The sequence below is a fragment of the Mesorhizobium sp. M7A.F.Ca.MR.176.00.0.0 genome (assembly GCF_004023165.1).
In the GTDB taxonomy this organism is placed as follows: Bacteria; Pseudomonadota; Alphaproteobacteria; order Rhizobiales; family Rhizobiaceae; genus Mesorhizobium.
In genome coordinates, this window is sequence record NZ_RZTC01000009.1 from 79,886 (window position 1) to 102,033 (window position 22,148).

Here is a 22,148-nt window from a genome sequence, read left to right on the forward strand (position 1 = left end):
AGCTTATAGGAGATGGAAGCTGAACCGCAACTGAATGCCGCATTCATGCCGCAATCGGTTCCGGCAGGATCAAGGTCGACGGAGTCCCAGCTTAGTCCGGATCTGGCTTCTTGGTTTTGCGGGACTTGACCAGCCGCTTCTTCTCCGCCTCGGCTTCGGCCTTTATCTGCTCCTGTTCGGCGAAGTCGGCCTCGATCTTGTCGTCGTCTGTCGGCCACGCCTTGGGCTTATGGGCCTCGACCACGGCGCGCGGCGTCGAGGGCATCTCGATGTGTTCGCTGCTGAATTTTTCGAGGACGGCAAAACGGATGTCGTTCTGCGCGATGTTGCCATTCATCACATCGGCCAGGAACACGCGGATCTCGAATTCCAGGGCGGCAGGGCCGAAATTGGAAAACAGCACGAAGGGTTCGGGGTTCTTCAGCACCATCGGGTGGCTGCGGGCGATCTCCAGCAGGACGGCATGAACCTGCTTGACGTCGCTGCCGTAAGCGACGCCGACCTTGATGTCGACGCGGCCGAGCTTGTTGCGGTGCGTCCAGTTGCCGACGGCGTTGTTGATCAGGTTCGAATTGGGCAGGATCACCGATTGCCGCTGGAAGGTTTCGATCTCGGTGGCGCGCACGCTGATCTTCTTGACTGTGCCGCTGACATCGCCGGCAACGATCCAGTCGCCCACCTTGAATGGTCGCTCGGCCAACAGGATCAGGCCGGAAACGAAATTGGACACCACGTTCTGCAGGCCAAAGCCGATACCGAGGGAAAGAGCGCCGGCGACCAGCGCCAGGCTGGACAGGTCTATGCCCGCCGCCGAGATCCCGACCAGTGCCGCGAGCGCGACGCCGGCATAGCCGACCGCCAGCCTGATCGAGTTGCGCACGCCGGTATCGACCTTGCCACGCGCCATCACCGAACCGTCGAGCCAGCCCTGGAACCAGCGCGTCAGGAAATAGCCTATGATGAAGACGACGATGCCGGAGAGGATGCCGGTCACCGAAATGGTCACCGACCCGATGTTGATCCCGGTTGCGAGCTTGTAGGCCCAAGCCTGGATATCGCCCAGCTGGAAACCCCACATCAGCAGGATCAGCGGCAGGAACACCAGCACGATCATCACATTGATGGCAACGCTGACGACAAGGCCTAGCTGGTCGAGGGCCGTATCCTCGTAGCTGGATTTGGCCGACAGCCAGCGCCCGACGGTCGTGTTGGCGAAAGCACCCTCCTCGCCGATCGCCTGTGCCGACAGGAAACCGATATAGGCGGTGATCAGCGCGGTGCCGGTAACGACGACCTGCAGCGAAACGAACAGAGCGAGGCCGATGTAACCAAGCAGCGCCGCGACGATGGTGAAAAGACCGAGTGCAAGCGCCGTATAGCGCAGCCATGCCGGCCACGGCCGCCAACTTCCATCACGCGCCTTGAATGGCCTCAGCATCGCCATCAGGATCAGGATGACGCCGACGATGATGGTTGCGCCGAAACTGCGGGCAATGGTCAATGACAGCGGCGAGCCCATTTTGTCGTTGATCACCGACAGGAAGGTGTTGACGCTGATGACCACGGCCATGGCGGTGGTCAGGCGCACCAGCCAGCGCGCCGGCCCCGTTTCAACCGGGATAAGGCGCCAGTTCGGCAGCCGCGGCTCCAGCGCCGCATTGGTCAGCCGGTTGACGCAGAACACCACGCCGATGGCGGTCGCCAATGCATTGAGGAACAGGCCAATATCACCGCGCAACACATTGTAATAATTGAAGAAGAAAATCGTCGATCCCAGAAAGGCGGCAACCGCCAGCGTTGGCAGCAAGGTTGACCAGAAAGCCACCGATAAACGGCTGAGATAGGACGGGTCTTCATTGGAGGGATCGGCTTCGAACACCCTCCCGAACAGCCGCCTGCCGCCGACCAGCAGCACCAGCGCCAGCCCGAGCGCCACGAAGGTCGCTGCGAGGATGGCCTGGAACTTGAACTTGAAAGCGAAGCTCAGCCAGGAAGACACCGCCTTGTACAGATTGGTGTATTCGTCCTGGGCGTCGGAGAACACCTGCGGGCTCAGCGCATCCGACAGCACGTAGCGTTTGGTCAAAAGGTTGCGGAACAACTCGCTGCGCATATTGCCGATCTTATCGATCAGCCCGCTGATGCGGATCGACAGGGCCTGGGCCTGCGAGATGACCGCATTGATCTCGGCCTTTTCCGACACCAGCGCCTGGCGTTCGCCGCTGACGATGTCGGGCTCCGGCGGCTGGCCCGCCGCAGGTGCCGCGCCAAGCTGCTCAAGACGGCCGTTGATCTCGCCAAGACGCGTGCGGAAGGCCAGTGCGCTGTTCAGCGATTGCCGAGACAACTCCTCGAGCTGCAGGCGGATATCGACAAGGCTGCTATCCTCCTCGGCGTCCTGCTGGATCTGCTTCTCGAAATTGTCGGTCTTGGTCGTCAGGTCCTGGATGATCTTCTGCTGATCGGCGACCAGTCCGGCGGGCGCCTGGCCGAGCCCTTGTGCAGCCGCGTCGAACGACATCGGCGCCGAAACGACAAGCGCGAGGAGCAAAATGAGACGAAGCAATCGGAAAAGCATGATTTGTTGGCGACTCATCTGCGGCAAAGGCAATTTGAAAAGCCTGCCCTTGATAAAGACGGCCCTATCATGGGGCAAGCCGTCGTATAGCGAGCCCATCCGATCATTGGCGCCAACAAATCACTCACCCCCATCGATCCATCTCAAGCGTCGGCCAGTCGAAAGGCGATGGCGCAATATTGGCTTTGCGGGTGCGGCCTGCTCTATAGTCTGCCGCATCGCCCGAACCGGATGACATCAATGGCAGAGTACTCGGCCTTTTCGCTGCTCGCGAACGCGCTCAAGGGAAACAAGGATTGGAAGCCGGCATGGCGCAAGCCTGACCCGAAGGCGTCCTATGACGTCATCATCATCGGTGGCGGCGGTCATGGGCTGGCGACCGCCTATTATCTTGCCAAGGAACACGGCATCACCAATGTCGCCGTTGTGGAAAAGGGCTGGCTCGGTTCCGGCAATGTCGGCCGCAACACCACGGCGGTGCGCTCGAACTACCTGCTGCCGGCCAACACCCGCTTCTACGAACACTCGATGAAGCTGTGGGAGAACCTCTCGCATGAGCTCAACTACAACGTCATGTTCTCGCAGCGCGGCTGCCTGAACCTAGCGCACACGCCGGCCCAGTTCGACGACTATGCAAGGCGCGGCAACGCCATGCGCCATCTCGGCGTCGACGCCGAACTGATGACGAAAGCTGAGATCAAACGTCTGATCCCGGCGCTCGATGTCTCCGAAAGCGCGCGCTTCCCGGTGGTCGGCGGCTTGATGCAGCGCCGCGCCGGCACCGCCCGCCACGATGCGGTGGCCTGGGGCTATGCGCGTGGCGCCGACCGGCGTGGCGTCGACATCATCGAGAATTGCGAGGTCACCGGCTTTCTGCGCGATGGCGACCGTATATCAGGCGTCACCACGTCGCGCGGCGACATCCGCGCCAGGAAGGTGGCCGTGGCGGTCGCCGGCAGCACCGGACGGGTCATGCAGATGGCCGGCATCGAGACGATGCCGATCGAGAGCCATGTGCTGCAGGCCTTCGTGACGGAATCGCTGAAACCCTTCATCGATACCGTCGTCACCTTCGGCATGGGCCATTTCTACATGTCGCAGTCGGACAAGGGCGGCCTCATCTATGGCGGCGACATCGACGGCTACAACAGCTACGCCCAGCGCGGCAATCTGCCTGTCGTCGACGAGGTGATGAGCGAAATGCTGGCGCTGTTTCCGGGCCTTGCGCGCGTGCGCATGCTGCGCTCCTGGGGCGGCGTCTGCGACATGTCGATGGACGGCTCGCCGATCATCACCACCGGCCCCCTGCCCGGCATGTATCTCAACTGCGGCTGGTGCTATGGCGGCTTCAAGGCGACGCCGGCTTCCGGCTGGTGCTTCGCCTGGACCATCGCCAAGGACCAGCCGCACGATCTCAACGCCCCCTTCACCCTCGACCGCTTCCACCGCGGCCTGGTGATCGACGACAAGGGCCAGGGTGCAAACCCCCGGCTGCATTAGGCATTAGGTAGAGTTCAATGTTGATCACTTGCCCCTATTGCGGTCCGCGCGACGTCATCGAGTTCACCTATCAGGGTGACGGCAACCGCGAGCGTCCCGATCCTGCCTCTCAGAATTTCGAGGCGTGGAATGCCTATGTCTATGACAGGCTGAACCCGGCCGGGGATCACAACGAGATTTGGCAGCATTCCGGCGGCTGCCGCGCGCATCTGCGCGTCGTGCGCAACACGCTGACGCATGAGATTTCCAGCGTTGCCTTCGTGCGCGGTGATCATCAAGGGCGCGGCGATCATGGCTCCGCCGCGCGCCGCAAGGCGGAGGACAAGGCATGAGCCCGCGCCGCGCCGATACCGGCGGCCGCATCGACCGGCTGAAAACCATCCGCTTCACCTTCGACGGCACGGCCTACACCGGCCATGCCGGCGACACGCTGGCGTCGGCCCTGCTGGCCAAGGGCGTCACGCTTTACGGACGTTCGTTCAAATACCACCGCCCGCGCGGCCTGCTCACAGCCGGCGTCGAGGAACCCAACGCGCTGGTGACGGTGCTGAAGGGCGAGGTTCGTGAACCCAACATTCCGGCGACCATGGTCGAGATCCATGACGGCCTGGTTGCCATCAGCCAGAACCGCTTTCCCTCGCTTGCCTGGGACATCAACGCCGTCAACCAGCTCGGCGGCAACATCCTGTCGGCCGGCTTCTACTACAAGACCTTCATGGGACCGGTGTTTGGGCCGCTCAAAGGCACACGCTTCTGGATGTTCTGCGAACACTTCATCCGCCGCGCCGCCGGTCTCGGCAGCGCCGGAACGGCGAAGGACCCGGCCCGCTACGAGCGCATGAACGCCTTTTGCGACGTGCTGGTGGTCGGCTCGGGGCCGGCCGGCCTGATGGCCGCCAGGACCGCCGCCGATCAGGGAGCGCGCGTCATGCTGGCCGATCTCGAGCCGCTTTTCGGCGGTTCGGCCAACTGGTCCGGGGAAAGCATCGATGGCGCGCCTGCCGCCGACTGGGCGCGGCGCGCGGTCGCCCAGCTCGCAGGCCGCGACAATGTCCGGCTTCTACCGCGCACCACGGTGTGGGGTTATTACGACAACAACACGCTTGCCGCGCTCGAACGGGTCAGCGACCACAAGGATCAACCAGGCAAGGGCGAGCCGCGCCATCGCTATTGGGCGATCCGTGCCAAATCCGTGGTCCTGGCCACCGGTGCGTTCGAGCGGCCGCTCGTGTTCCCCGGCAATGACCGGCCAGGCGTGATGCTGGCGCATGCAGCCGAGCGCTATGCCAACGAATTCGGCGTGCTGCCGGGCGAGCGGATAGCGCTGTTCACCAACAATGACAGCGCCTATCGGGCGGCCGTCGCCTTGAAGAAGGCCGGTGCCGCGGTCGTCGCCATCGCCGATGTTAGGCCGGAACTTTCGCCGGAGATGCGCAAGCTGGCCGCGGAAGCCGAGGCCGAGATCTTCGCTGGCCATGCCGTCGTCGCCACCGAAGGCGGAAAGGCGCTGTCCGGCCTCAAACTGCAACGCTTCGATATGGCCAACGGCACGCTCATCGGCGATGCACGCAGCATCCATGCCGATTGCCTGCTGATGTCGGGCGGCTGGTCGCCGACCATCCATCTGGCCAGCCAGGCCGGCGCCAAGGCGGAATGGAATGCCGCGCGGCAGGCCTTCCTGCCGCCGAAGCCGACACAGAGCTGGATCGGCGCCGGCGCCTTCACCGGCAGTTTCTCCACCGCCGAAGCCATCGCCGAAGGCCGCGCCGCAGGCCTTGCCGCAGCCGGTGGCCCCAGCGCGCCTTCTGTATTGCCGGTGGTGGAAGCCGTGCCCGGCGATCCTGATCCCGCGCCGGTGTTCGAGATCAGGGCCAAGGGCAAGAGCTTTGTCGACTTCCAGCACGACGTGACGGCAGAGGACGTGCGGCTGGCGCACCGGGAAGGCTTTGTCTCGGTCGAGCATCTGAAACGCTACACCACGCTCGGCATGGCGACCGACCAGGGCAAGAGCTCCAACGTGCCCGGCCTTGCCATCATGGCCGAAGCGCTGGGCAAGCCCATCCCCGAGGTCGGCACGACGCGCTTCCGGCCGCCCTTCGCGCCGGTGTCGATCGGCTCGCTGGCGGCGGAACGTTTTGGCGATCTCAAGCCCGAACGATTGACCCCGATGCATGATTGGCATCTGGCCAACGGCGCGACCATGTATTCAGCGGGCCTCTGGTATCGCCCGATGATCTACGGCCATGCAGGCGAAACGGTCGAGCAGGCCTATGTGCGCGAAGCCAAGGCGACACGCGAAAGCGCAGGGATCGTCGATGTCTCGACATTGGGCAAGATTGCCGTGCAGGGCCCCGACGCCGCCGCATTCCTCGACCGCGTCTACACCAACATGTTTTCGACGCTGGCCGTCGGCAAGGCCCGCTACGGTCTGATGCTGCGCGAGGACGGCCTTGCTTTCGACGACGGCACCACCTGGCGGCTCGGCGAGCAGGACTTCCTGATGACCACCACCACCGCCAATGCCGGCAAGGTGATGCAGCATCTGGAATATTTCCTCGACGTGATCTGGCCGGAGCTGAAAGTCCACGTCACCTCGGTGACCGACGAATGGGCGGGGGCCGCGATCGGCGGGCCGAAGGCCAGGCAGATCCTCGCCTCTTGTGTCACCGGCACCGCAGTCGACAATGCCACCTTGCCCTTCATGGGCCTCGTGCGCGGCGAGATAGCAGGCGTGCCGGTGATGATCTGCCGGCTGTCCTTCTCCGGCGAAATGGCGTTCGAAGTCTATTCCGGCGCCGGCCACGGCACCCATGTCTGGGAAGCGCTTGTCGAGGCCGGCAAACCGTTCGGGCTGGTCACCTACGGGCTCGAGGCGCTGGGCACCATGCGCATCGAAAAAGGCCATGTCACCGGCGCCGAGATCGACGGCCGCACCACGGCGCGCGACCTGCATCTCGACTGGATGCTGTCGAAGAAGAAGCCGTTCATCGGCTCGGCGATGATGGACCGCGAAGGCCTGATCGCGTCGGACCGCCTGGAACTGGTCGGCCTGATCGCCCTCGACAACCTACCGTTCAATGGCGGCGCGCACATCGTCGAGGAGGTTGACGAGGCCAATCCGCACGGCTCGATCGGTCACATCACCGCCTGCTGCTATTCACCGGCGCTCGGCAGGCATATCGCGCTGGCGCTGGTCAAGGGCGGCAAGGCACGGCAGGGCACGCGCGCTCATGTCTCCGATCCCTTGCGCAACCGGTTTGGACCGGTCGAGATCGTCTCCAACCACTTCTTCGATCCGGACGGGAGCCGCATGCATGGTTGAGCGCCAATCACCCGAACCCTTGTCGCCGCTTGAGCCTGAATTCCATGTCGGCTCGCACGGCAATTTCGAGCACGGCGTCGAGATCATCCTGACCGAGACAAGGCCGGGCTCGATCGTGCAGCTCGCCGCGTGGCCCGGCGAGGAGAAGAAGCTGATAGCAGCCATCCGCACCGTCACCGGGCTTGCCCTGCCCGATGGCGCCGGCGGCGGCTTGAGCGACGGCGTGAAATCGGTGTTCGGCTTCGCGCCGGGAAAGTTCACCGTTGCCGATGAAGCCGAAGGCCTGGCTGCGGCCTTTGCCAAAGTGGTGACCCCCGCCATTGGCACCGTGACCGACCTCTCGCACGGCCGCACCGCCATCCGCATTGCCGGGCCGAAGGCCGAATGGGTGCTGGCGAAATTCTTCGCCATCGACTTCGCGCTGCCGGCCTTTCCGGTCGGCGCCGGCCGTTCGACCACCCATCACGACATCTTCGCCCAGATCCAGCGGACCAGTGCCGACCAGTTCGACATCTATGTCTTCCGCTCGTTCGCACGCTCTTTCTGGAAGGCGCTCTGCCATGCCAGCGAGGAAGTCGGCTACGAGGTGCAGTAGGCGGCGCGGCCGGATGGCCGCGTTGCCCACATCTGGCATCAACGCCAGCCGCTTCTGCCGCTAGAGAATCGGGCCGCCGGCGCCCATGGTGCGAAAACGTGGCCGCCCAACCGGCCCGAGGGATATGAAATCCCTTCTTCAAGAGTCGGCACATTCGTTTGGTTCGAACATCTCCATGACCGCAGAACTATCCGCCGGCGCCACGGATCGCGCCGATGTGCCGGCCAGAGCCCTGCTCCTGCTGCCGCTGACGGTTGCCTGCGGCGTGTTCATGACCAGCCTCGACCAGAATGTCGTGGTGACCGCGCTGCCGGGCATCAGCGAAAGCCTCGGCCGTCCGCCCAGCCAGCTCGGCCTCTTGATTACCGTCTATGTCGCCAGCCTGATCATCTCGATGCCGCTTGGCGGCTGGGCCGCCGACCGCTTCGGACTGCGCAATGTCTACTGTTTTGCCTTGCTGGTGTTCGCCGCCTCGTCGGCGCTCTGCGGACTGTCCGACAACATCTGGACGCTGGTTGGTGCGCGTGCGCTGCAAGGCTTCGGCGGCGCCTTGATGGGCACACTCGGCCAAGTCGTCATCCTGTCGACCTTTCCGCGCAGCCGAACGCTGAAGATCAACATGTACATCTCGCTGGCCGGCCAGTCCGGACCGTTGGTCGGTCCGCTCGTCGGGGGCGCGCTGACCACCTACATTTCCTGGCGCTGGATCTTCTTCATCAACGTGCCGTTCGCGCTGGCGGCGGCAATTCTTGCCGCCTCGCTGTTTCCGACGATGACCAAGCCCGTGCGCACGCCGTTCGGTTTTCCGGGCTTCCTGCTGGTCGGCAGCGGCATGGTGCTGCTCGTCTTCGGCATGGATTCGCTTGCTGCCAAGGATGCCGCGGGCGGCATCATCGCCGCAGAACTGGCGCTGGCGCTGGCCATCCTGACCATCGCCTCGTTCTACTGCCTGCGCGTGCGCAATCCGCTGCTCGATCTCAAGCTGTTGCGCATCCGTACCTTCCGCATTTCGTTCCTCACCGGCGGCGGGCTGGACACGATCGGCCTCAGCTCGGTGGTGTTCCTGCTGCCCTTGATGTTCCAGCTCGGCTTCGGCATGAGCGCGGTGCAGGCGGGATCGCTGACCTTCGTCGCCGCGGTCGGCTCCGTGGCCATGCGCTTCTTCATGCCGCGCGTCCTCAACCGTTTCGGCTTTCGCCGCGTGCTGGTCTACAACACGCCCATCGTTGCCGCCATGGTCGCCGGCTTCGCCTTGATGCAGGCGACCACGCCGGTGTGGATCGTGCTGACCTACATCTTCGTCTTCGGCGTCTTCCGCTCCGCGCAATGGGCCTCGACCGGCAATCTCGCCTATTCCGACATCGCGCCCGAGCAGCTCGCCCGCTTCAGCGCGCTCTATTACATATTATGGCAGCTAGCGGTGGCGATCAGCGTCGGCCTGGCTGCGGCGGCATTGTCATTTCTGGCCGGCGGCGGTGCAGCCGTCGCCAACGATTTCCGAATCCTGTTCGTCATCGAGGGCATCATCACGCTCTGCGCGCTGCTTGCCTACCTCAAGCTGACGCCACAGGACGGTGCCCATGTCAGTGGCCACGGCGCACAGATGAACACCGAATGAGGCTGGCTGGCTTATTCGCTGAACGTGACCCACTCTTCAAGCGGCACGCGGTCGGTGCGGAAGGCGTTCTCAGGTTTTGACGTATCTTCGTAACCAACCGCCATGCCGCAGACGACGATCTCTTCGTCCGGAATGTCGAGCACCGGCCTGATCTGCCGGTGATAGGGCGCGAAGGCCGCCTGCGGACAGGTGTGCAGACCCCTGCCTCTTGCTGCGACCATGATGTTCTGCAGAAACATGCCGTAGTCGATCCATGAGCCCTGGTTGAGGCGGCGGTCGATGGTGAAGATCATGCCGACCGGGGCGTCGAAGAAGACGAAGTTGCGGTCGTGCTGGGCGCGCATCTTGTCGACCTCGCGACGACCGATCCCGAGCGCGCCATAGAGGCCGAAACCGTTGGCGCGGCGGCGGGTCAGATACGGCTCGAAGAACTGCGTGGGATAATACCGGTACTCGTCCCAATCAGCTTTTTCAGCGCGAATGCCGGAATTGAGAATGGCGTCTGATATCCGCTGCTTGCTCTCGCCCTTGGTGACATAGACCTTCCATGGCTGCATGTTGGTGCCGGATGGGGCACGCGCCGCAACCGACAGAATGGCGCGGATGGTTTCGTCGTCGACCATGTCGGGCAGGAATGCGCGCACCGAACGGCGCGACAGGATCGCCTCGTCGACAATCTCGGCATCGCCCGGAATTCGGGGGTTATTTTCCAGCATGGGCCGTCCCTTACCCTTTGTCTCGATCGGACGTCCCCACTCGCCGCTCTCGGCGGAGCCTTTGCATGAACCGTCAAAATCGCGCAAGCAAATCTTGTGCATCCGTGAAAATCTACTTGATTTTTTCATGAGCTTGACTTCTCATGAAATTTGGCCAGATTTTTTCATAAAGTGAGTGCTTTGCCTTCGACTACCGCTAGAACATTGCAGGTACCTGACGAACGCGTGCTGGCCGGCGATATCAGGGCCCTGCGCAAGGCGCGCGCGCTGACACTCGCCGAGATCGGCTCGAAGCTTGGCCGTTCGGTCGGCTGGGTCAGCCAGGTCGAGCGCGGTCTGTCGACGCCATCGCTCGGTGACCTCCGAGCCTTCGCCGAACTGTTCGGCGTGCCGATCAGCCTGTTCTTCAGCCATGACGTACCTGTCGAAAGCGAGCGCGGCGTGGTCGTGCGCGCTGGCAGGCGCCGCACGCTTGGCACAAGCGAATCCGGCCTGGTGGAGGAGCTTCTGTCGCCCGATCTCGGCGGTAGCTTCGAGATGGTGCGTTCGGTCTTCGCGCCGGGCGCGGAACTGAAGGCCGAGGCGCAGCGGCCGACCGAGGAAGCTGGATACGTCGCCTCCGGGCTGTTCGACATCGAGATCGGAGGTGTCTGGCATCGGCTTGGCGAAGGCGACTCCTTTCGCTTTGAAGGCAAGCCTTACCGCTGGCGCAATCCGGGCGCGGAGCCTGCAATTGTCATCTGGGTGGTTTCACCACCCGTCTATTGAGTTCAAGTTTGGAGAAGAACATGGCGGGTTTGCCGAGCACGGCGCGCGTGGTGATCATCGGAGGCGGTGCCGTCGGCACTTCCGCGCTCTACCATCTCGCCAAGGCGGGCTGGACCGACTGCGTGCTCTTGGAAAAGAACGAGCTGACTTCGGGCTCGACCTGGCATGCCGCCGGCAACGTGCCGACTTTCTCCTCGTCCTGGTCGCTGATGAACATGCAGCGCTATTCGACCGAGCTTTATCGCGGGCTGGCCGACGCAGTCGACTATCCCATGAACTATCACGTCACCGGCTCGCTGCGCCTTGCCCACACGAAAGAGCGCATGCAGGAATTTCAGCGCGCCAAGGGCATGGGCCGCTACCAGGGTATGGACATCGACATCGTCGGCGTCGACGAGATCCAGCGCCGCTATCCCTTCATCGAGACGCATGATTTGAAAGGCGCGCTCTACGACCCGAGCGACGGCGACATCGATCCGGCGCAGCTCACCCAGGCGCTGGCCAAGGGCGCGCGCGACATGGGCGCGAAGATCATCCGCTTCTGCCCGGTCACAGGCGTGCGCCGCGAGAACGACGAGTGGGTGGTCGAGACGGCGCAAGGTGAGATCCGCTGCGAGATCGTCGTCAATGCCGCCGGCTACCGCGCCGCCGAAGTCGGCCGGATGTTCGGCCGCGACGTGCCGATGATGGTGATGAGCCATCAGTACATTTTGTTCGAGGAGATCCCCGAGCTGGCGGCATGGTCGAAGGAACAGGGCAAGAAACTGCCGCTGCTGCGCGACGTCGACACCTCCTACTATCTGCGTCAGGAGAAGAACGGCATGAATCTCGGTCCCTATGAGCGCAATTGCCGCGCGCATTGGGCCACCCACAACGACCCGATGCCGGAGGATTTTTCCTTTCAATTGTTCCCCGACGACCTCGACCGGCTGGAACATTATCTGGCCGATGCCGTCGCCCGCGTACCGATCCTTGGCACCGCCGGCCTGTCCAAGGTGATCAACGGGCCTATCCCCTACACGCCGGACGGCAACCCGCTGATCGGCCCGATGCCCGGCGTTCCCAACGCCTTCGAGGCCTGCGTCTTCACCTTCGGCATTGCCCAGGGTGGCGGCGCCGGCAAGGTGCTGGCCGAATGGGTGACAGAGGGCCAGACCGAATGGGATATGTGGTCGTGCGACCCGCGCCGCTTCACCTCCTTTGCCTCGGCGCCGGACTACTGCCTCGCCAAGGGCATGGAGATCTACGGCAACGAATACGCGATCCAGTTCCCGCGCCATGCCTGGCCGGAAGGCCGCGACCGCAAGCTGTCGCCGATCCACGATCGCATCAAGGCGCTCGGCGGCCGCTTCGACGCCTACAATGGCTGGGAGCGTGCCACCTGGTACGCACAAGACGGCGATGACATTTCCGAGGAAGCCACGCTGACCTTCCGCCGCGACGGACCGTGGCATCATCGCGTGCGCGAGGAGTGCCTGGCCGTGCGCGACGCCGCCGGCATTTTGGACCTGCCGGGCTTCTCGCGCTTCAACCTCGACGGTCCCGGTGCCGCCGAATGGCTGAGCCTGCAGGTCACCGGCCTGGTGCCGAAGCCCGGCCGCCTCGGTCTCGTCTATTTCGCCGACGACAAGGGCCGCATCGTCACCGAAATGTCCGTGGTTCGCCACGACGACAACCTGATGACGCTGATCACCGCGGCGGTCGCGCAGTGGCATGATTTCGAATGGCTGAAGTCGCGCATGCCCAAGGATGCGCCGTTCAGGCTGATCGACCGGACCGAGGAATTCTCGACCCAGATCCTGGCCGGCCCGAACTCGCGAAAAATCCTCACTGATGTCTGCGAAGCCGACCTCACTCTGCCATGGCTGACGCATCAGGAAACCAAGATCGCCGGCCGCTGGGCGAAGCTTGTGCGCGTCTCCTTCGCCGGCGAACTCGGCTGGGAAATCCACACCAGGGTGGACGACACCGCCGCCATCTTCGACGCCGTCTGCGCGGCAGGCCAGCAGCATGGGCTGAAGCCATTCGGCATGTATGCGTTGGATTCGCTCAGGCTTGAAAAAGGCTACCGCACCTGGAAGGGCGACCTGTCGACCGACTATTCGATCCTGCAGGGGGGGCTGGAGCGCTTCGTCAAATGGGACAAGCCCGATTTCCGTGGCAAGGCTGCACTCCAGAACGAAAAGCAGCAAGGCGTGAAGAAGCGCTTCGTCACGCTGGTTATAGAGAACCCGGGCGACTGCGACGCCCCTTCGGTGTCGACGCTGTGGCATGACGGCAAGATCGTCGGCGAGACGACGTCCGGCGGTTGGGGCCACCGGGTCGACAAGTCGATCGCGCTCGGCATGCTGCGCGCCGATCTGGCCGAGCCAGGCACATCAGTCGAGGTCGAAATCTTCGGTGACCGCTTTCAGGCGATCGTGCAGAAGGATGAACCGCTGTGGGATCCGAAGAACGAAAGGCTGCGCGCATGAAGAAAATCATCCTCACCGATGGCGGCATGGGCCAGGAACTGGTCCGCCGCAGCAAATCCGAGCCGACGCCGCTATGGTCGGCCAGGGTGCTGATCGACGAACCTGATCTGGTGCGCGACCTGCACGCGGAATTCATTCGCGCCGGCGCTCGCGTCATCACCATCAACACTTATTCGGCAACGCCCGAACGCCTGGCGCGTGAAGGTGCGGAAGACCTTTTCAAGCCGTTGCAGAAGCGCGGCATCGAATTGGCCAGGCAGGCCCGCGACGAGGCCGGCGATGCAGCCATCGCCGGCTGCCTATCGCCGCTTTTCGGCAGCTATGCACCGGCACTGACCATTTCCTTCGAGGCCACGCTCGATATTTACCGCCGCATCGTTGCCGAGCAGGCCGATGGCGTCGACCTGTTCCTGTGTGAAACCATGGCGTCGGCGGACGAAGCCCGCGCGGCGGTCACCGCGGCATCGGAAAGCGGCAAGCCGGTATGGGTGTCGTGGACGCTGGCCGACCACGGCAAGCCGCGGCTGCGCAGCGGCGAAGCAATAGCCACCGCGGCAAGCGCGCTCGACGGCCTGGCAGTCGCCGCGCGGCTGGTCAATTGCTGCCGGCCGGAAGCAATCGCCGCGGCTTTGCCTGAACTGATCGACCTCGGCGGCCCGGTCGGCGCCTACGCCAATGGCTTCACGTCAACCGAAGCACTCAAGCACGGCGGCACCGTCGATGTGCTGCACGCTCGTCACGACCTTGGCCCGGATGCCTATGCCGACCAGGCGATCGGCTGGGTCGAGGCTGGGGCAAGCATCGTTGGCGGCTGCTGCGAAGTCGGACCACCGCACATCGCCGCTCTGCGCGACCGGCTCGAACAGGCCGGCTACGAAATTTCGGGAGTTTTGCATGCCTAGACCATCATCGCGCATTTCCGGCATCGTGCCTTCGGGCAAGGACGGCTGGGAAGTCCATTTCGCCGCCTGGACGCGCAAGGAGGCCGGCGAAGACATCATCATGCTGTCGGTCGGTGACCATGATTTCGACACGCCTTCGCAGACGATCGAAGCCTGTGTGACCGCGGTTCGCGGCAGCAATCATCACTACACCCCGCTTCCCGGCCTGCCGCGCCTGCGCAAGGCGATGGCGGCGGCCTCGAGCGCCTGCACCGGGGTCGAGACGTCGCCGGATCAGGTGATCGCCACGCCGGGCGGACAGGCCGCACTCTACGCCGCTGTGCAGGGCGTGCTCGACCAGGGCGACCACGCCATCGTCGTGGCGCCCTACTACGCCACCTATCCCAACACGTTCAGCGCCGCGGGCGCTGACTTCACAGTCGTCGAGACACCGGCCGAGGATGGCTTCCAGCCACGTGCCGACATGATCCGCGCGGCAATCCGGCCGAACACGCGCGCCATCCTGATCAACACGCCGAACAATCCGACCGGTGCTGTCTATTCGCGCGAGCGGCTGGAGCAGTTGGCAGAAGTCTGCCGGGAGCACGATCTCTGGCTGCTGTCGGACGAAGTCTACTGGACGCTCGGCGGCGGCGAGCACGTCTCGCCGCGCTCGCTGCCAGGGATGGCCGAGCGTACGCTGGTCATCAATTCGATGTCCAAAAGCCACGGCATGACCGGCTGGCGCATGGGCTGGCTGACGGGACCGGAGGAGATGATCACGCTCATGATCAATCTCAATCTGGTGACGACCTACGGCCTGCCGGCCTTCATCTCGATCGCCTGTTCCGAGGCGCTGGAGAACCGTTACGGCGTCAAAGAGATCGCCGAACGTTACGCGGCACGCCGCACCGTCTTGCTCGACGCCGTGCGGGGCATGAACGACGTGACCGTGCGCGGTTCGGAGGGCGGCATGTATGTCATGCTCGACATCTCGGCCGTCGAACCGGACGATGAGAAATTCGCCTGGGCCCTGCTCGACAAGGAAAAGGTCGGCGTCATGCCCGGCTCCAGCTTCGGCGAGGCGGCCGCCGGCCACATTCGCATCAGTCTCTGCCAGCCCGAACCGGTGCTGCAGGAAGCTGCACTCCGTCTGCGCCGCTTTGCTTCCAGCTACCGTCGCGAGGCAGCATGACCGCCAAGGCAGTTCCCGCCAAAGCAAGGGCGGTCATCATCGGCGGCGGCGTTTCCGGCTGTTCGGTCGCCTATCACCTGGCCAAGCTTGGCTGGACCGATATCGTGCTTCTCGAACGCAAACAGCTGACGTCGGGCACGACATGGCATGCCGCCGGCCTGATCGGCCAGCTGCGCGGCTCGCAGAACATGACGCGGCTGGCGAAATATTCCGCCGACCTCTACGTCAAGCTGGAAGCCGAGACCGAGGTCGGCACCGGCATGCGCCAGGTCGGTTCGATCACCGTGGCGGTGACCGAGGAGCGCAAGCACGAGATCTACAGGCAAGCATCGCTGGCGCGTGCCTTCGATGTCGATGTCCGCGAGATTTCGCCCAGGGAAGTCAGCGAGATGTACCCGCATCTCAATGTTTCCGATGTCGTCGGCGCCGTGCATCTGCCGCTCGACGGCCAGTGCGACCCCGCCAATATCGCCATGGCCCTGGCCAAGGGCGCGCGCCAGCGCGGCGCCACCATCGTCGAGAATGTCAAGGTCACCAAGGTCCACAGCAAGGCCGGCCGCGTCACCGGCGTGTCCTGGGCGCAAGGCGAAGAGCAAGGCACGATCGAGGCCGACATCGTCGTCAACTGCGCCGGCATGTGGGCCCGCGAACTGGGAGCGCAGAACGGCGTCACCATACCGCTGCACGCCTGCGAGCATTTTTACCTCGTCACCGAACCGATCCCCGGCCTCACCCGTCTGCCGGTGCTGCGCGTGCCCGATGAGTGCGCCTACTACAAGGAAGACGCCGGCAAGATGATGCTGGGCGCCTTCGAGCCGGTGGCCAAGCCGTGGGGCATGGACGGCATAAGCGAGGATTTCTGCTTCGACCAACTGCCTGAGGACATGGAGCATTTCGAGCCGATCCTCGAAATGGGCGTCAACCGCATGCCGATGCTGGCGACCGCCGGCATCCACACCTTCTTCAATGGTCCTGAGAGTTTTACGCCCGACGACCGCTACTATCTCGGCGAGGCGCCGGAACTGGCCGGCTACTGGATGGCGACCGGCTACAATTCGATCGGCATCGTCTCATCCGGAGGCGCCGGCATGGCGCTGGCGCAGTGGATCAACGATGGCGAAGCCCCCTTCGACCTGTGGGAAGTCGACATCCGCCGCGCACAGCCGTTCCAGAAGAACCGCCGCTACCTCAAGGAGCGCGTCTCCGAAACGCTCGGCCTGCTCTATGCCGACCATTTCCCCTACCGCCAGATGGCGACCTCGAGGAATGTCAGGCGTTCGCCGCTGCACGAGCATCTGAAGGCGCGCGGCGCCGTTTTCGGCGAAGTCGCCGGCTGGGAGCGCGCCAACTGGTTCGCCCGCGAGGGCCAGGAGCGCGAATACCGCTATTCCTGGAAGCGCCAGAACTGGTTCGACAACCAGCGCGAAGAACACCTCGCGGTCAGGAATGGCGTCGGTCTGTTCGACATGACCTCGTTCGGGAAGATCCGTGTCGAGGGCCGCGACGCCTGCGCTTTCCTGCAAAGATTGTGCGCCAACGACATGGACGTCGCGCCGGGCAAGATCGTCTACACCCAGATGCTCAACCAGCGCGGCGGCATCGAGAGCGACCTGACGGTTTCGCGGCTGTCGGAAACGGCTTTCTTCCTCGTCGTCCCCGGCGCCACGCTGCAGCGCGACCTGGCTTGGCTGCGCAAGCACGTCGCCGACGAGTTCGTCGTCATCACCGACGTGACGGCGGCCGAAAGCGTGCTCTGCCTGATGGGCCCGGACGCGAGAAAGCTGATCCAGAAAGTCAGCCCCAACGATTTTTCCAATGATAAAAATCCGTTCGGCACGTTCCAGGAAATCGAGATCGGCATGGGCCTGGCCCGCGCCCACCGCGTCACCTATGTCGGCGAACTCGGCTGGGAACTCTATGTCTCGACCGACCAGGCGGCCCATGTCTTCGAGTCGATCGAGGAGGCAGGTGCGGATGTCGGCCTGAAACTCTGCGGCCTGCACACGCTGGATTCCTGCCGCATCGAAAAGGCCTTCAGGCATTTCGGCCACGACATCACCGACGAGGACAATGTGCTGGAAGCTGGCCTTGGCTTCGCGGTGAGGACCGCCAAGGGCGACTTCATCGGCCGCGATGCCGTGCTGCGCAAGAAGGAAGCCGGCCTGTCACGCCGGCTCGTCCAGTTCCGCCTGAAGGATCCAGAGCCCCTGCTCTTCCACAACGAAGCGATCTTGCGCGACGGCAAGATCGTCGGCCCGATCACATCTGGCAATTACGGCCATCATCTCGGCGGCGCCGTTGGGCTGGGCTATGTGCCTTGCAAGGGCGAGAGCGAGGCGGATGTACTGGCCTCAACCTACGAGATCGAGATCGCCGGCGAGCGCTTTGCGGCGGAAGCGTCGCTGAAGCCGATGTATGATCCCAAGTCAGAACGGACAAGGATGTAGCACCCCTCTTCCTTCGCCCCGTTTACGGGGAGAAGGTGGCCCGAAGGGCCGGATGAGGGGCGGCGCCAACCTCTGCAATGTTCGTGCTGCCCCTCATCTGCCTGCCGGCATCTTCTCCCCGTAAACGGGGAGAAGGACGCTAATTCCCTAAAACCGCTCCAACTTCGCCCGCACCTTCGCCAGAAACGCCGCCCGCGTTGCCGGCGTCGAGGCATCCATCAAGTAGTGCGCCAGGAAAAACGTCCGGCAGCGCGTCGCGCACAGCGCCCGCATGCCGCGCAGCAGGGTCTTGCGTCCCGGCTGGCCGACGACGACGCTCCACCAGGTCGGCGCGCCGCAGGTTGTGATGACGCCGACCTTGGTCACATGCGTCATCAGCGACTTGATCCGCCCCTTGCCGGCCGGCAGCTTGAAGGCGACGTCCGTCGCCCACACCCGGTCGAGCCAGCCCTTCAGCATCGCCGGCAGTCCGTACCACCATGTCGGATAGACGAACAGGATCGCCTCGGCCCAGTTGAGCAGTTCGAAATGCGGCTTCAGTGCCGGGTCCTGCGGCGACTGGTCGTTGTAGGAGCGCCGCTCGTCGCAGCCCATCACCGGATCGAATTTCTCGGCGTAGAGGTCGAGCAGCCGCACCTCCCAGCCTCGTCGCATCAGCACGTCGATGGCAGTGTCGCGAATTGCTGCACAGAAGCTGTCCGGCACCGGATGGCAGTAGACCACCAGCGCACGCATCAGAAGGCGTCCATGCTGGCCGCGACCTTGGTCGTGAAAGCCTTGCGCGTTTGGTCGGTAGACAGGTTCATCGCGTAGTGCGCGAGGTAGCTCACAGGCGCGCCCGGTTTTACGGTGGCGCGCAGCATGCGCTTGATCAGCTTGCGTGGCGGATCGCCCATCAGCATGGCGCGGAACCGGCTGCCGCCATAGGTGGTCACCGCGGCAACCTTGCGTATGTTGTGCAGCGACGGCTGCGCCTTGCCGTCGACCAATTTGAACGACACGCCGGGCAGGAAGACGCGATCGAAAAAGCCTTTCAGGATCGCTGGAAAGCCGTAGTTCCAGACCGGATAGGAAAGCACCAGCGCATCGGCGCGCAGCAGGCGTTCGACATAAGGCGCGGCAGCGTCAGCGGCGCCGCGCTGGTTATGATAGTTCAGCCGTTCATCGCGCGTCATCCGCGGATCGAACGCTTCGGCATAGAGATCGCAGTCGTCCACCGCATGGCCCGCCGCTGTCAGCCGCTCTACGATCATGCGGTGCAGGCCGGCATTGAAGCTGGTCTCGACCGGATGGGCGTAAAGGACGAGGATGTTCATCATCCCACCTTCTGCAACCCCCTGAACAAAAAAGTCCGGCCCGAGCGGTAGTCGTAGTCCGGGTTTTCCCAGGCGATCATCTTGCCGGGGTTGAGCAGGCCTTGCGGATCGGTTTCGCGCTTGAAGGCAAGCTGTACCGCGTCGGTCTGCTTCATGCCGCCCTCTTCCAGCGTGTAGCGATGCGGATTGAAGATCGGGCAGCCATTCGCCTCATGCAGACGCACGATCTCGTCGAGCCGCGCCTCGGTGGTGAACTTGACCAGCGGCAGGCCGAAGCAGGTGATGTTGCCGTCCAGCCGCACGAATTCCAGATGCGAAAAAACCTCGCCGGGAAACATCGCATCCATCTTCTCGACCAGCGCCAGCTGGTTGGGAAAGGGGTAGAGCGACTGCAGATAGGTGATCGAAGGGTCGACGCGCAGCGCTCTCAGCGTGGTGTGGTTCCAGGCCAATTCATAGGCCGGCGGCAGGCCCTTTTTCTCGTCCGGCGTCGCCGTGGCCGCATTGTAGATCACCTCGCCACCGGCACGGCGGGTGAAGGCCAGGAAAGCGTCCAGCCCGTGCCGCGCCACCATGACGACGCAAATGCTTTGCCCCTGTTTCAGGAACTTTTGATGCCGCTTGAAATAGAGTTGCGGCACGGGTGCGGCTATCGGCGTGATCAGCTTGGTCAGGATACCGTCCTGACATGCCAGCGCATTGCCATACCGGGCGACATCCATGAAAGCGTCGAAGCCGACGATGACATCGATCCATTCATAGGCCGCGGTCAGCGGCATCTCGACCTCCGATATGATGCCGTTGGTGCCATAGGCGTGGGTGACCTTGTGCAGATCCTCGCCGGTGAGTTCGAGCGCTTTCGGTTCGGCCTCCATGGTCACCACACGCAGGCGCAGCACATTGCCGAAATCGCGCAGGCCGCCGAAATTGATCGAACCGACGCCGCCCGAACCGCCGGCGATGAAGCCGCCGATCGAAGCGGTGTTGTAGGTGGACGGCGACAGCCGCAGTTCCTGCCCGGAATGCGCCCGCGTTGCCTTGTCGATATCGGCCAGGATGGCCCCCGGTCCGCTCACAACGCGACCTGGCGCGATCGACTTGATCTCGTTCATCTCGGCAAGGTTGAGCACGACCCCGCCGGAGAGCGGCATCGCCTGGCCGTAATTGCCGGTGCCGCTGCCGCGCGGCGTCACCGGCACGCCATGGCGGTGACAGGCGGCAAGCACGCGGATCAGTTCGGCCTCGTTCCTTGGCGTCACGATCAGATCGCCGGTGACATGGTCCAGTTGCTGCTTCAGCACCGGGCTGTACCAGTAGAAGTCACGGCTCTTCTGCTGGACGATGGCCGGGTTGTCGTCGACCTTGAGCCCGTCAAGATCGCGTTTGAGCGCCGAAACGTCCATTATCCCACCATCAGTTCGTCGAGTTCGGCATAGTCGGGCAATTGCCGGTCGATCGCCTTGCCGCCGCGCACCACGATGCGATCCGATTCGGGTCGCGAGAGCAATTCCGTCCAGCTTCGGCCTTTGAACACGATGAAATCGGCATCGCCGCCGGCGGCAAGCGTGCCGAAGCCATCAAGCCGCATCACCTTGGCCGGCGTCGCGGTGACCGCTTGCGGCCAGTCGGCGACCGGATGGTCCAAATGCAGGATGCGCGTCGCCATGCGGTAGACCTCCAGCATGTCGAGATCGCCATAGGCGTAGAAGGGATCACGCGTGTTGTCGGAAGCGACTGCCACCGGAATGCCCCTCGCCTTCATCTCGTGCAGCAGCGTCACACCGCGCCAGCGCGGCGTGGTTTGGTCGCCGCGCCGGTCCTGCAGATAGAGATTGCACATCGGCAGCGAGACGACGGCGAGCCCGGCCTTCGCCACTTTGTCCAGCGTATCGAGCACATCGAGGTCCGGCTGGCGCGCGAGCGAGCAGCAATGGCCGACGAGGATGTTGCCTTCGAAACCGCTCCAGAGAGCGGCTTCGGCGATCTTCTTCAGCGATATGGCGGAGATATCGTCGGTCTCGTCGGCATGGAAATCGAGATCGAGGCCATGCTTGATGGCTTGCGCGAAGACATGGTCGAGCAGTTCTTCGAGGTCCGGCACCATATAGGTGACGACACCGAGCACGCCCTTCGCCGCGGCAACCCTCTTTGCCAGCCTGTCGAACCACTTTTTGTCACGCACGCCTTCGATGCCGAGCAAACAGGCGCCCTGCAATTCGATACGGCCGCGCCATTCCTCGCGCATCGTCTCGAACACTGGCCAGGAGATTTCCTCCTGCGGCGCGACGCTGTCGATGTGGGTGCGCAGCGCCCTGGTGCCATGCGCGTAGGCGCAGCGCAGTGAAAAATCCATCCGCCGTGCCAAATCCTCGGCCCTCCAGCGTGCCACGCGATCGGCACCGGCGGCATTCAACGCGCCCAAGAACGTGCCGTCAGGATTGGGCTTTCGCGGCCAGATATGGCCCTTGTCGATATGCGTGTGGCAGTCGACGAAGCATGGCAGGATTATACGGCCGGCGAGGTCGATCGCATCGGCAGGCGCTTTCGATCGGTCATGCGCTGCAATGCTGGAGACCTTGCCGTCGGCGACGGCAATGTCGGCCAGCGCGAAACCGTTATTATCGTAAGTTGCAGTAAGGCCCGACGTCAGTGATTGATGAACACGGACGTTAGCGAGCTGATAAGAGCCGGAGGCTGGTATCAAGGCCTGCCCCCCTCTGTCCTGCCGGACCTCTCCC

16 protein-coding genes are annotated in these 22,148 nt (G+C 63.7%); 10 read left to right on the forward strand and 6 right to left on the reverse strand.

What is annotated here, in order from left to right; all coding sequences use genetic code 11:
* Nucleotides 1–91: 91 nt before the first annotated feature.
* Entirely contained in the window at nt 92–2,578 is a 2,487-nt protein-coding gene (locus tag EOB59_RS05775) for a mechanosensitive ion channel family protein (RefSeq protein ID WP_128287886.1), read from the reverse strand.
* Between the two features lie 240 nt (nt 2,579–2,818).
* Here EOB59_RS05775 and EOB59_RS05780 point away from each other — a divergent pair, with 240 nt between their 5' ends.
* The 5 genes from EOB59_RS05780 (at nt 2,819) to EOB59_RS05800 (ending at nt 9,613) form a co-directional block, all read left to right on the forward strand.
* Nucleotides 2,819–4,078, forward strand: a complete 1,260-nt coding sequence (locus EOB59_RS05780) for a sarcosine oxidase subunit beta (RefSeq protein ID WP_128287887.1) — start codon at nt 2,819–2,821, stop codon at nt 4,076–4,078.
* Between the two features lie 17 nt (nt 4,079–4,095).
* The gene (locus EOB59_RS05785) at nt 4,096–4,410 is read left to right on the forward strand and encodes a sarcosine oxidase subunit delta (RefSeq protein WP_127381894.1); all 315 of its coding nucleotides are present in this window, start codon (nt 4,096–4,098) and stop codon (nt 4,408–4,410) included.
* Nucleotides 4,407–7,400 carry a sarcosine oxidase subunit alpha gene (locus EOB59_RS05790; protein ID WP_128287888.1) on the forward strand — a complete coding sequence of 998 codons (2,994 nt, stop codon included), beginning with the start codon at nt 4,407–4,409 and terminating at the stop codon, nt 7,398–7,400. The genes EOB59_RS05785 and EOB59_RS05790 overlap by 4 nt, the downstream gene beginning before the upstream one ends.
* Nucleotides 7,393–7,995: a sarcosine oxidase subunit gamma gene (locus tag EOB59_RS05795; RefSeq protein WP_127398087.1), complete on the forward strand. Its 603-nt coding sequence runs from the start codon at nt 7,393–7,395 to the stop codon at nt 7,993–7,995. Before EOB59_RS05790 ends, EOB59_RS05795 begins: the two co-directional genes overlap by 8 nt.
* 175 nt (nt 7,996–8,170) lie before the next feature.
* Nucleotides 8,171–9,613: an MFS transporter gene (locus EOB59_RS05800; protein WP_128287889.1), complete on the forward strand. Its 1,443-nt coding sequence runs from the start codon at nt 8,171–8,173 to the stop codon at nt 9,611–9,613.
* Between the two features lie 11 nt (nt 9,614–9,624).
* Here the strand turns inward: EOB59_RS05800 and EOB59_RS05805 are convergent, their stop codons facing one another.
* Complete coding sequence (locus EOB59_RS05805) at nt 9,625–10,329, reverse strand: nitroreductase (protein WP_164873834.1); 705 nt, start codon at nt 10,327–10,329, stop codon at nt 9,625–9,627.
* 204 nt (nt 10,330–10,533) lie between these two features.
* Between EOB59_RS05805 and EOB59_RS05810 the strand changes: the two genes are divergently transcribed.
* The 5 genes from EOB59_RS05810 to EOB59_RS05830 are packed head-to-tail and all read left to right on the forward strand — an operon-like array spanning nt 10,534 to nt 18,094.
* Nucleotides 10,534–11,097 carry an XRE family transcriptional regulator gene (locus EOB59_RS05810; protein WP_127810153.1) on the forward strand — a complete coding sequence of 188 codons (564 nt, stop codon included), beginning with the start codon at nt 10,534–10,536 and terminating at the stop codon, nt 11,095–11,097.
* 20 nt (nt 11,098–11,117) lie between these two features.
* Nucleotides 11,118–13,571 carry an FAD-dependent oxidoreductase gene (locus tag EOB59_RS05815; protein WP_127810152.1) on the forward strand — a complete coding sequence of 818 codons (2,454 nt, stop codon included), beginning with the start codon at nt 11,118–11,120 and terminating at the stop codon, nt 13,569–13,571.
* Nucleotides 13,568–14,473, forward strand: coding sequence for a homocysteine S-methyltransferase family protein (locus EOB59_RS05820; RefSeq protein WP_127399248.1), 906 nt, complete (start codon nt 13,568–13,570; stop codon nt 14,471–14,473). Before EOB59_RS05815 ends, EOB59_RS05820 begins: the two co-directional genes overlap by 4 nt.
* Nucleotides 14,466–15,647, forward strand: a complete 1,182-nt coding sequence (locus EOB59_RS05825; protein ID WP_027034771.1) for a pyridoxal phosphate-dependent aminotransferase — start codon at nt 14,466–14,468, stop codon at nt 15,645–15,647. The genes EOB59_RS05820 and EOB59_RS05825 overlap by 8 nt, the downstream gene beginning before the upstream one ends.
* A complete protein-coding gene (locus EOB59_RS05830; RefSeq protein ID WP_127810150.1) occupies nt 15,644–18,094 on the forward strand; it encodes an FAD-dependent oxidoreductase in 2,451 nt (816 codons plus the stop codon). The genes EOB59_RS05825 and EOB59_RS05830 overlap by 4 nt, the downstream gene beginning before the upstream one ends.
* A 147-nt stretch (nt 18,095–18,241) precedes the next feature.
* On the opposite strand, the gene EOB59_RS05835 is transcribed toward EOB59_RS05830, so the two are convergent.
* The 4 genes from EOB59_RS05835 to EOB59_RS05850 are packed head-to-tail and all read right to left on the reverse strand — an operon-like array spanning nt 18,242 to nt 22,114.
* The gene (locus EOB59_RS05835) at nt 18,242–18,829 is read right to left on the reverse strand and encodes an NAD(P)H-dependent oxidoreductase (protein ID WP_127810149.1); all 588 of its coding nucleotides are present in this window, start codon (nt 18,827–18,829) and stop codon (nt 18,242–18,244) included.
* Nucleotides 18,829–19,410 (reverse strand): NAD(P)H-dependent oxidoreductase, encoded by a 582-nt coding sequence (locus tag EOB59_RS05840; RefSeq protein ID WP_164895588.1) that lies wholly within the window; start codon nt 19,408–19,410, stop codon nt 18,829–18,831. The genes EOB59_RS05835 and EOB59_RS05840 overlap by 1 nt, the downstream gene beginning before the upstream one ends.
* Nucleotides 19,410–20,813 carry an FAD-binding oxidoreductase gene (locus EOB59_RS05845; protein WP_128287891.1) on the reverse strand — a complete coding sequence of 468 codons (1,404 nt, stop codon included), beginning with the start codon at nt 20,811–20,813 and terminating at the stop codon, nt 19,410–19,412. Before EOB59_RS05845 ends, EOB59_RS05840 begins: the two co-directional genes overlap by 1 nt.
* The gene (locus EOB59_RS05850) at nt 20,813–22,114 is read right to left on the reverse strand and encodes a cytosine deaminase (protein WP_127810146.1); all 1,302 of its coding nucleotides are present in this window, start codon (nt 22,112–22,114) and stop codon (nt 20,813–20,815) included. The genes EOB59_RS05845 and EOB59_RS05850 overlap by 1 nt, the downstream gene beginning before the upstream one ends.
* Between the last annotated feature and the right edge of the window lie 34 nt (nt 22,115–22,148).

Bases quoted from the DNA above. Each gene is read 5' to 3' on its own strand.
- EOB59_RS05775 (WP_128287886.1), bottom strand. From the start codon at position 2,578: ATGCTTTTCCGATTGCTTCGTCTCATTTTGCTCCTCGCGCTTGTCGTT.
- EOB59_RS05780 (WP_128287887.1), top strand. From the start codon at position 2,819: ATGGCAGAGTACTCGGCCTTTTCGCTGCTCGCGAACGCGCTCAAGGGA.
- EOB59_RS05785 (WP_127381894.1), top strand. From the start codon at position 4,096: ATGTTGATCACTTGCCCCTATTGCGGTCCGCGCGACGTCATCGAGTTC.
- EOB59_RS05790 (WP_128287888.1), top strand. From the start codon at position 4,407: ATGAGCCCGCGCCGCGCCGATACCGGCGGCCGCATCGACCGGCTGAAA.
- EOB59_RS05795 (WP_127398087.1), top strand. From the start codon at position 7,393: ATGGTTGAGCGCCAATCACCCGAACCCTTGTCGCCGCTTGAGCCTGAA.
- EOB59_RS05800 (WP_128287889.1), top strand. From the start codon at position 8,171: ATGACCGCAGAACTATCCGCCGGCGCCACGGATCGCGCCGATGTGCCG.
- EOB59_RS05805 (WP_164873834.1), bottom strand. From the start codon at position 10,329: ATGCTGGAAAATAACCCCCGAATTCCGGGCGATGCCGAGATTGTCGAC.
- EOB59_RS05815 (WP_127810152.1), top strand. From the start codon at position 11,118: ATGGCGGGTTTGCCGAGCACGGCGCGCGTGGTGATCATCGGAGGCGGT.
- EOB59_RS05820 (WP_127399248.1), top strand. From the start codon at position 13,568: ATGAAGAAAATCATCCTCACCGATGGCGGCATGGGCCAGGAACTGGTC.
- EOB59_RS05825 (WP_027034771.1), top strand. From the start codon at position 14,466: ATGCCTAGACCATCATCGCGCATTTCCGGCATCGTGCCTTCGGGCAAG.
- EOB59_RS05830 (WP_127810150.1), top strand. From the start codon at position 15,644: ATGACCGCCAAGGCAGTTCCCGCCAAAGCAAGGGCGGTCATCATCGGC.
- EOB59_RS05835 (WP_127810149.1), bottom strand. From the start codon at position 18,829: ATGCGTGCGCTGGTGGTCTACTGCCATCCGGTGCCGGACAGCTTCTGT.
- EOB59_RS05840 (WP_164895588.1), bottom strand. From the start codon at position 19,410: ATGAACATCCTCGTCCTTTACGCCCATCCGGTCGAGACCAGCTTCAAT.
- EOB59_RS05845 (WP_128287891.1), bottom strand. From the start codon at position 20,813: ATGGACGTTTCGGCGCTCAAACGCGATCTTGACGGGCTCAAGGTCGAC.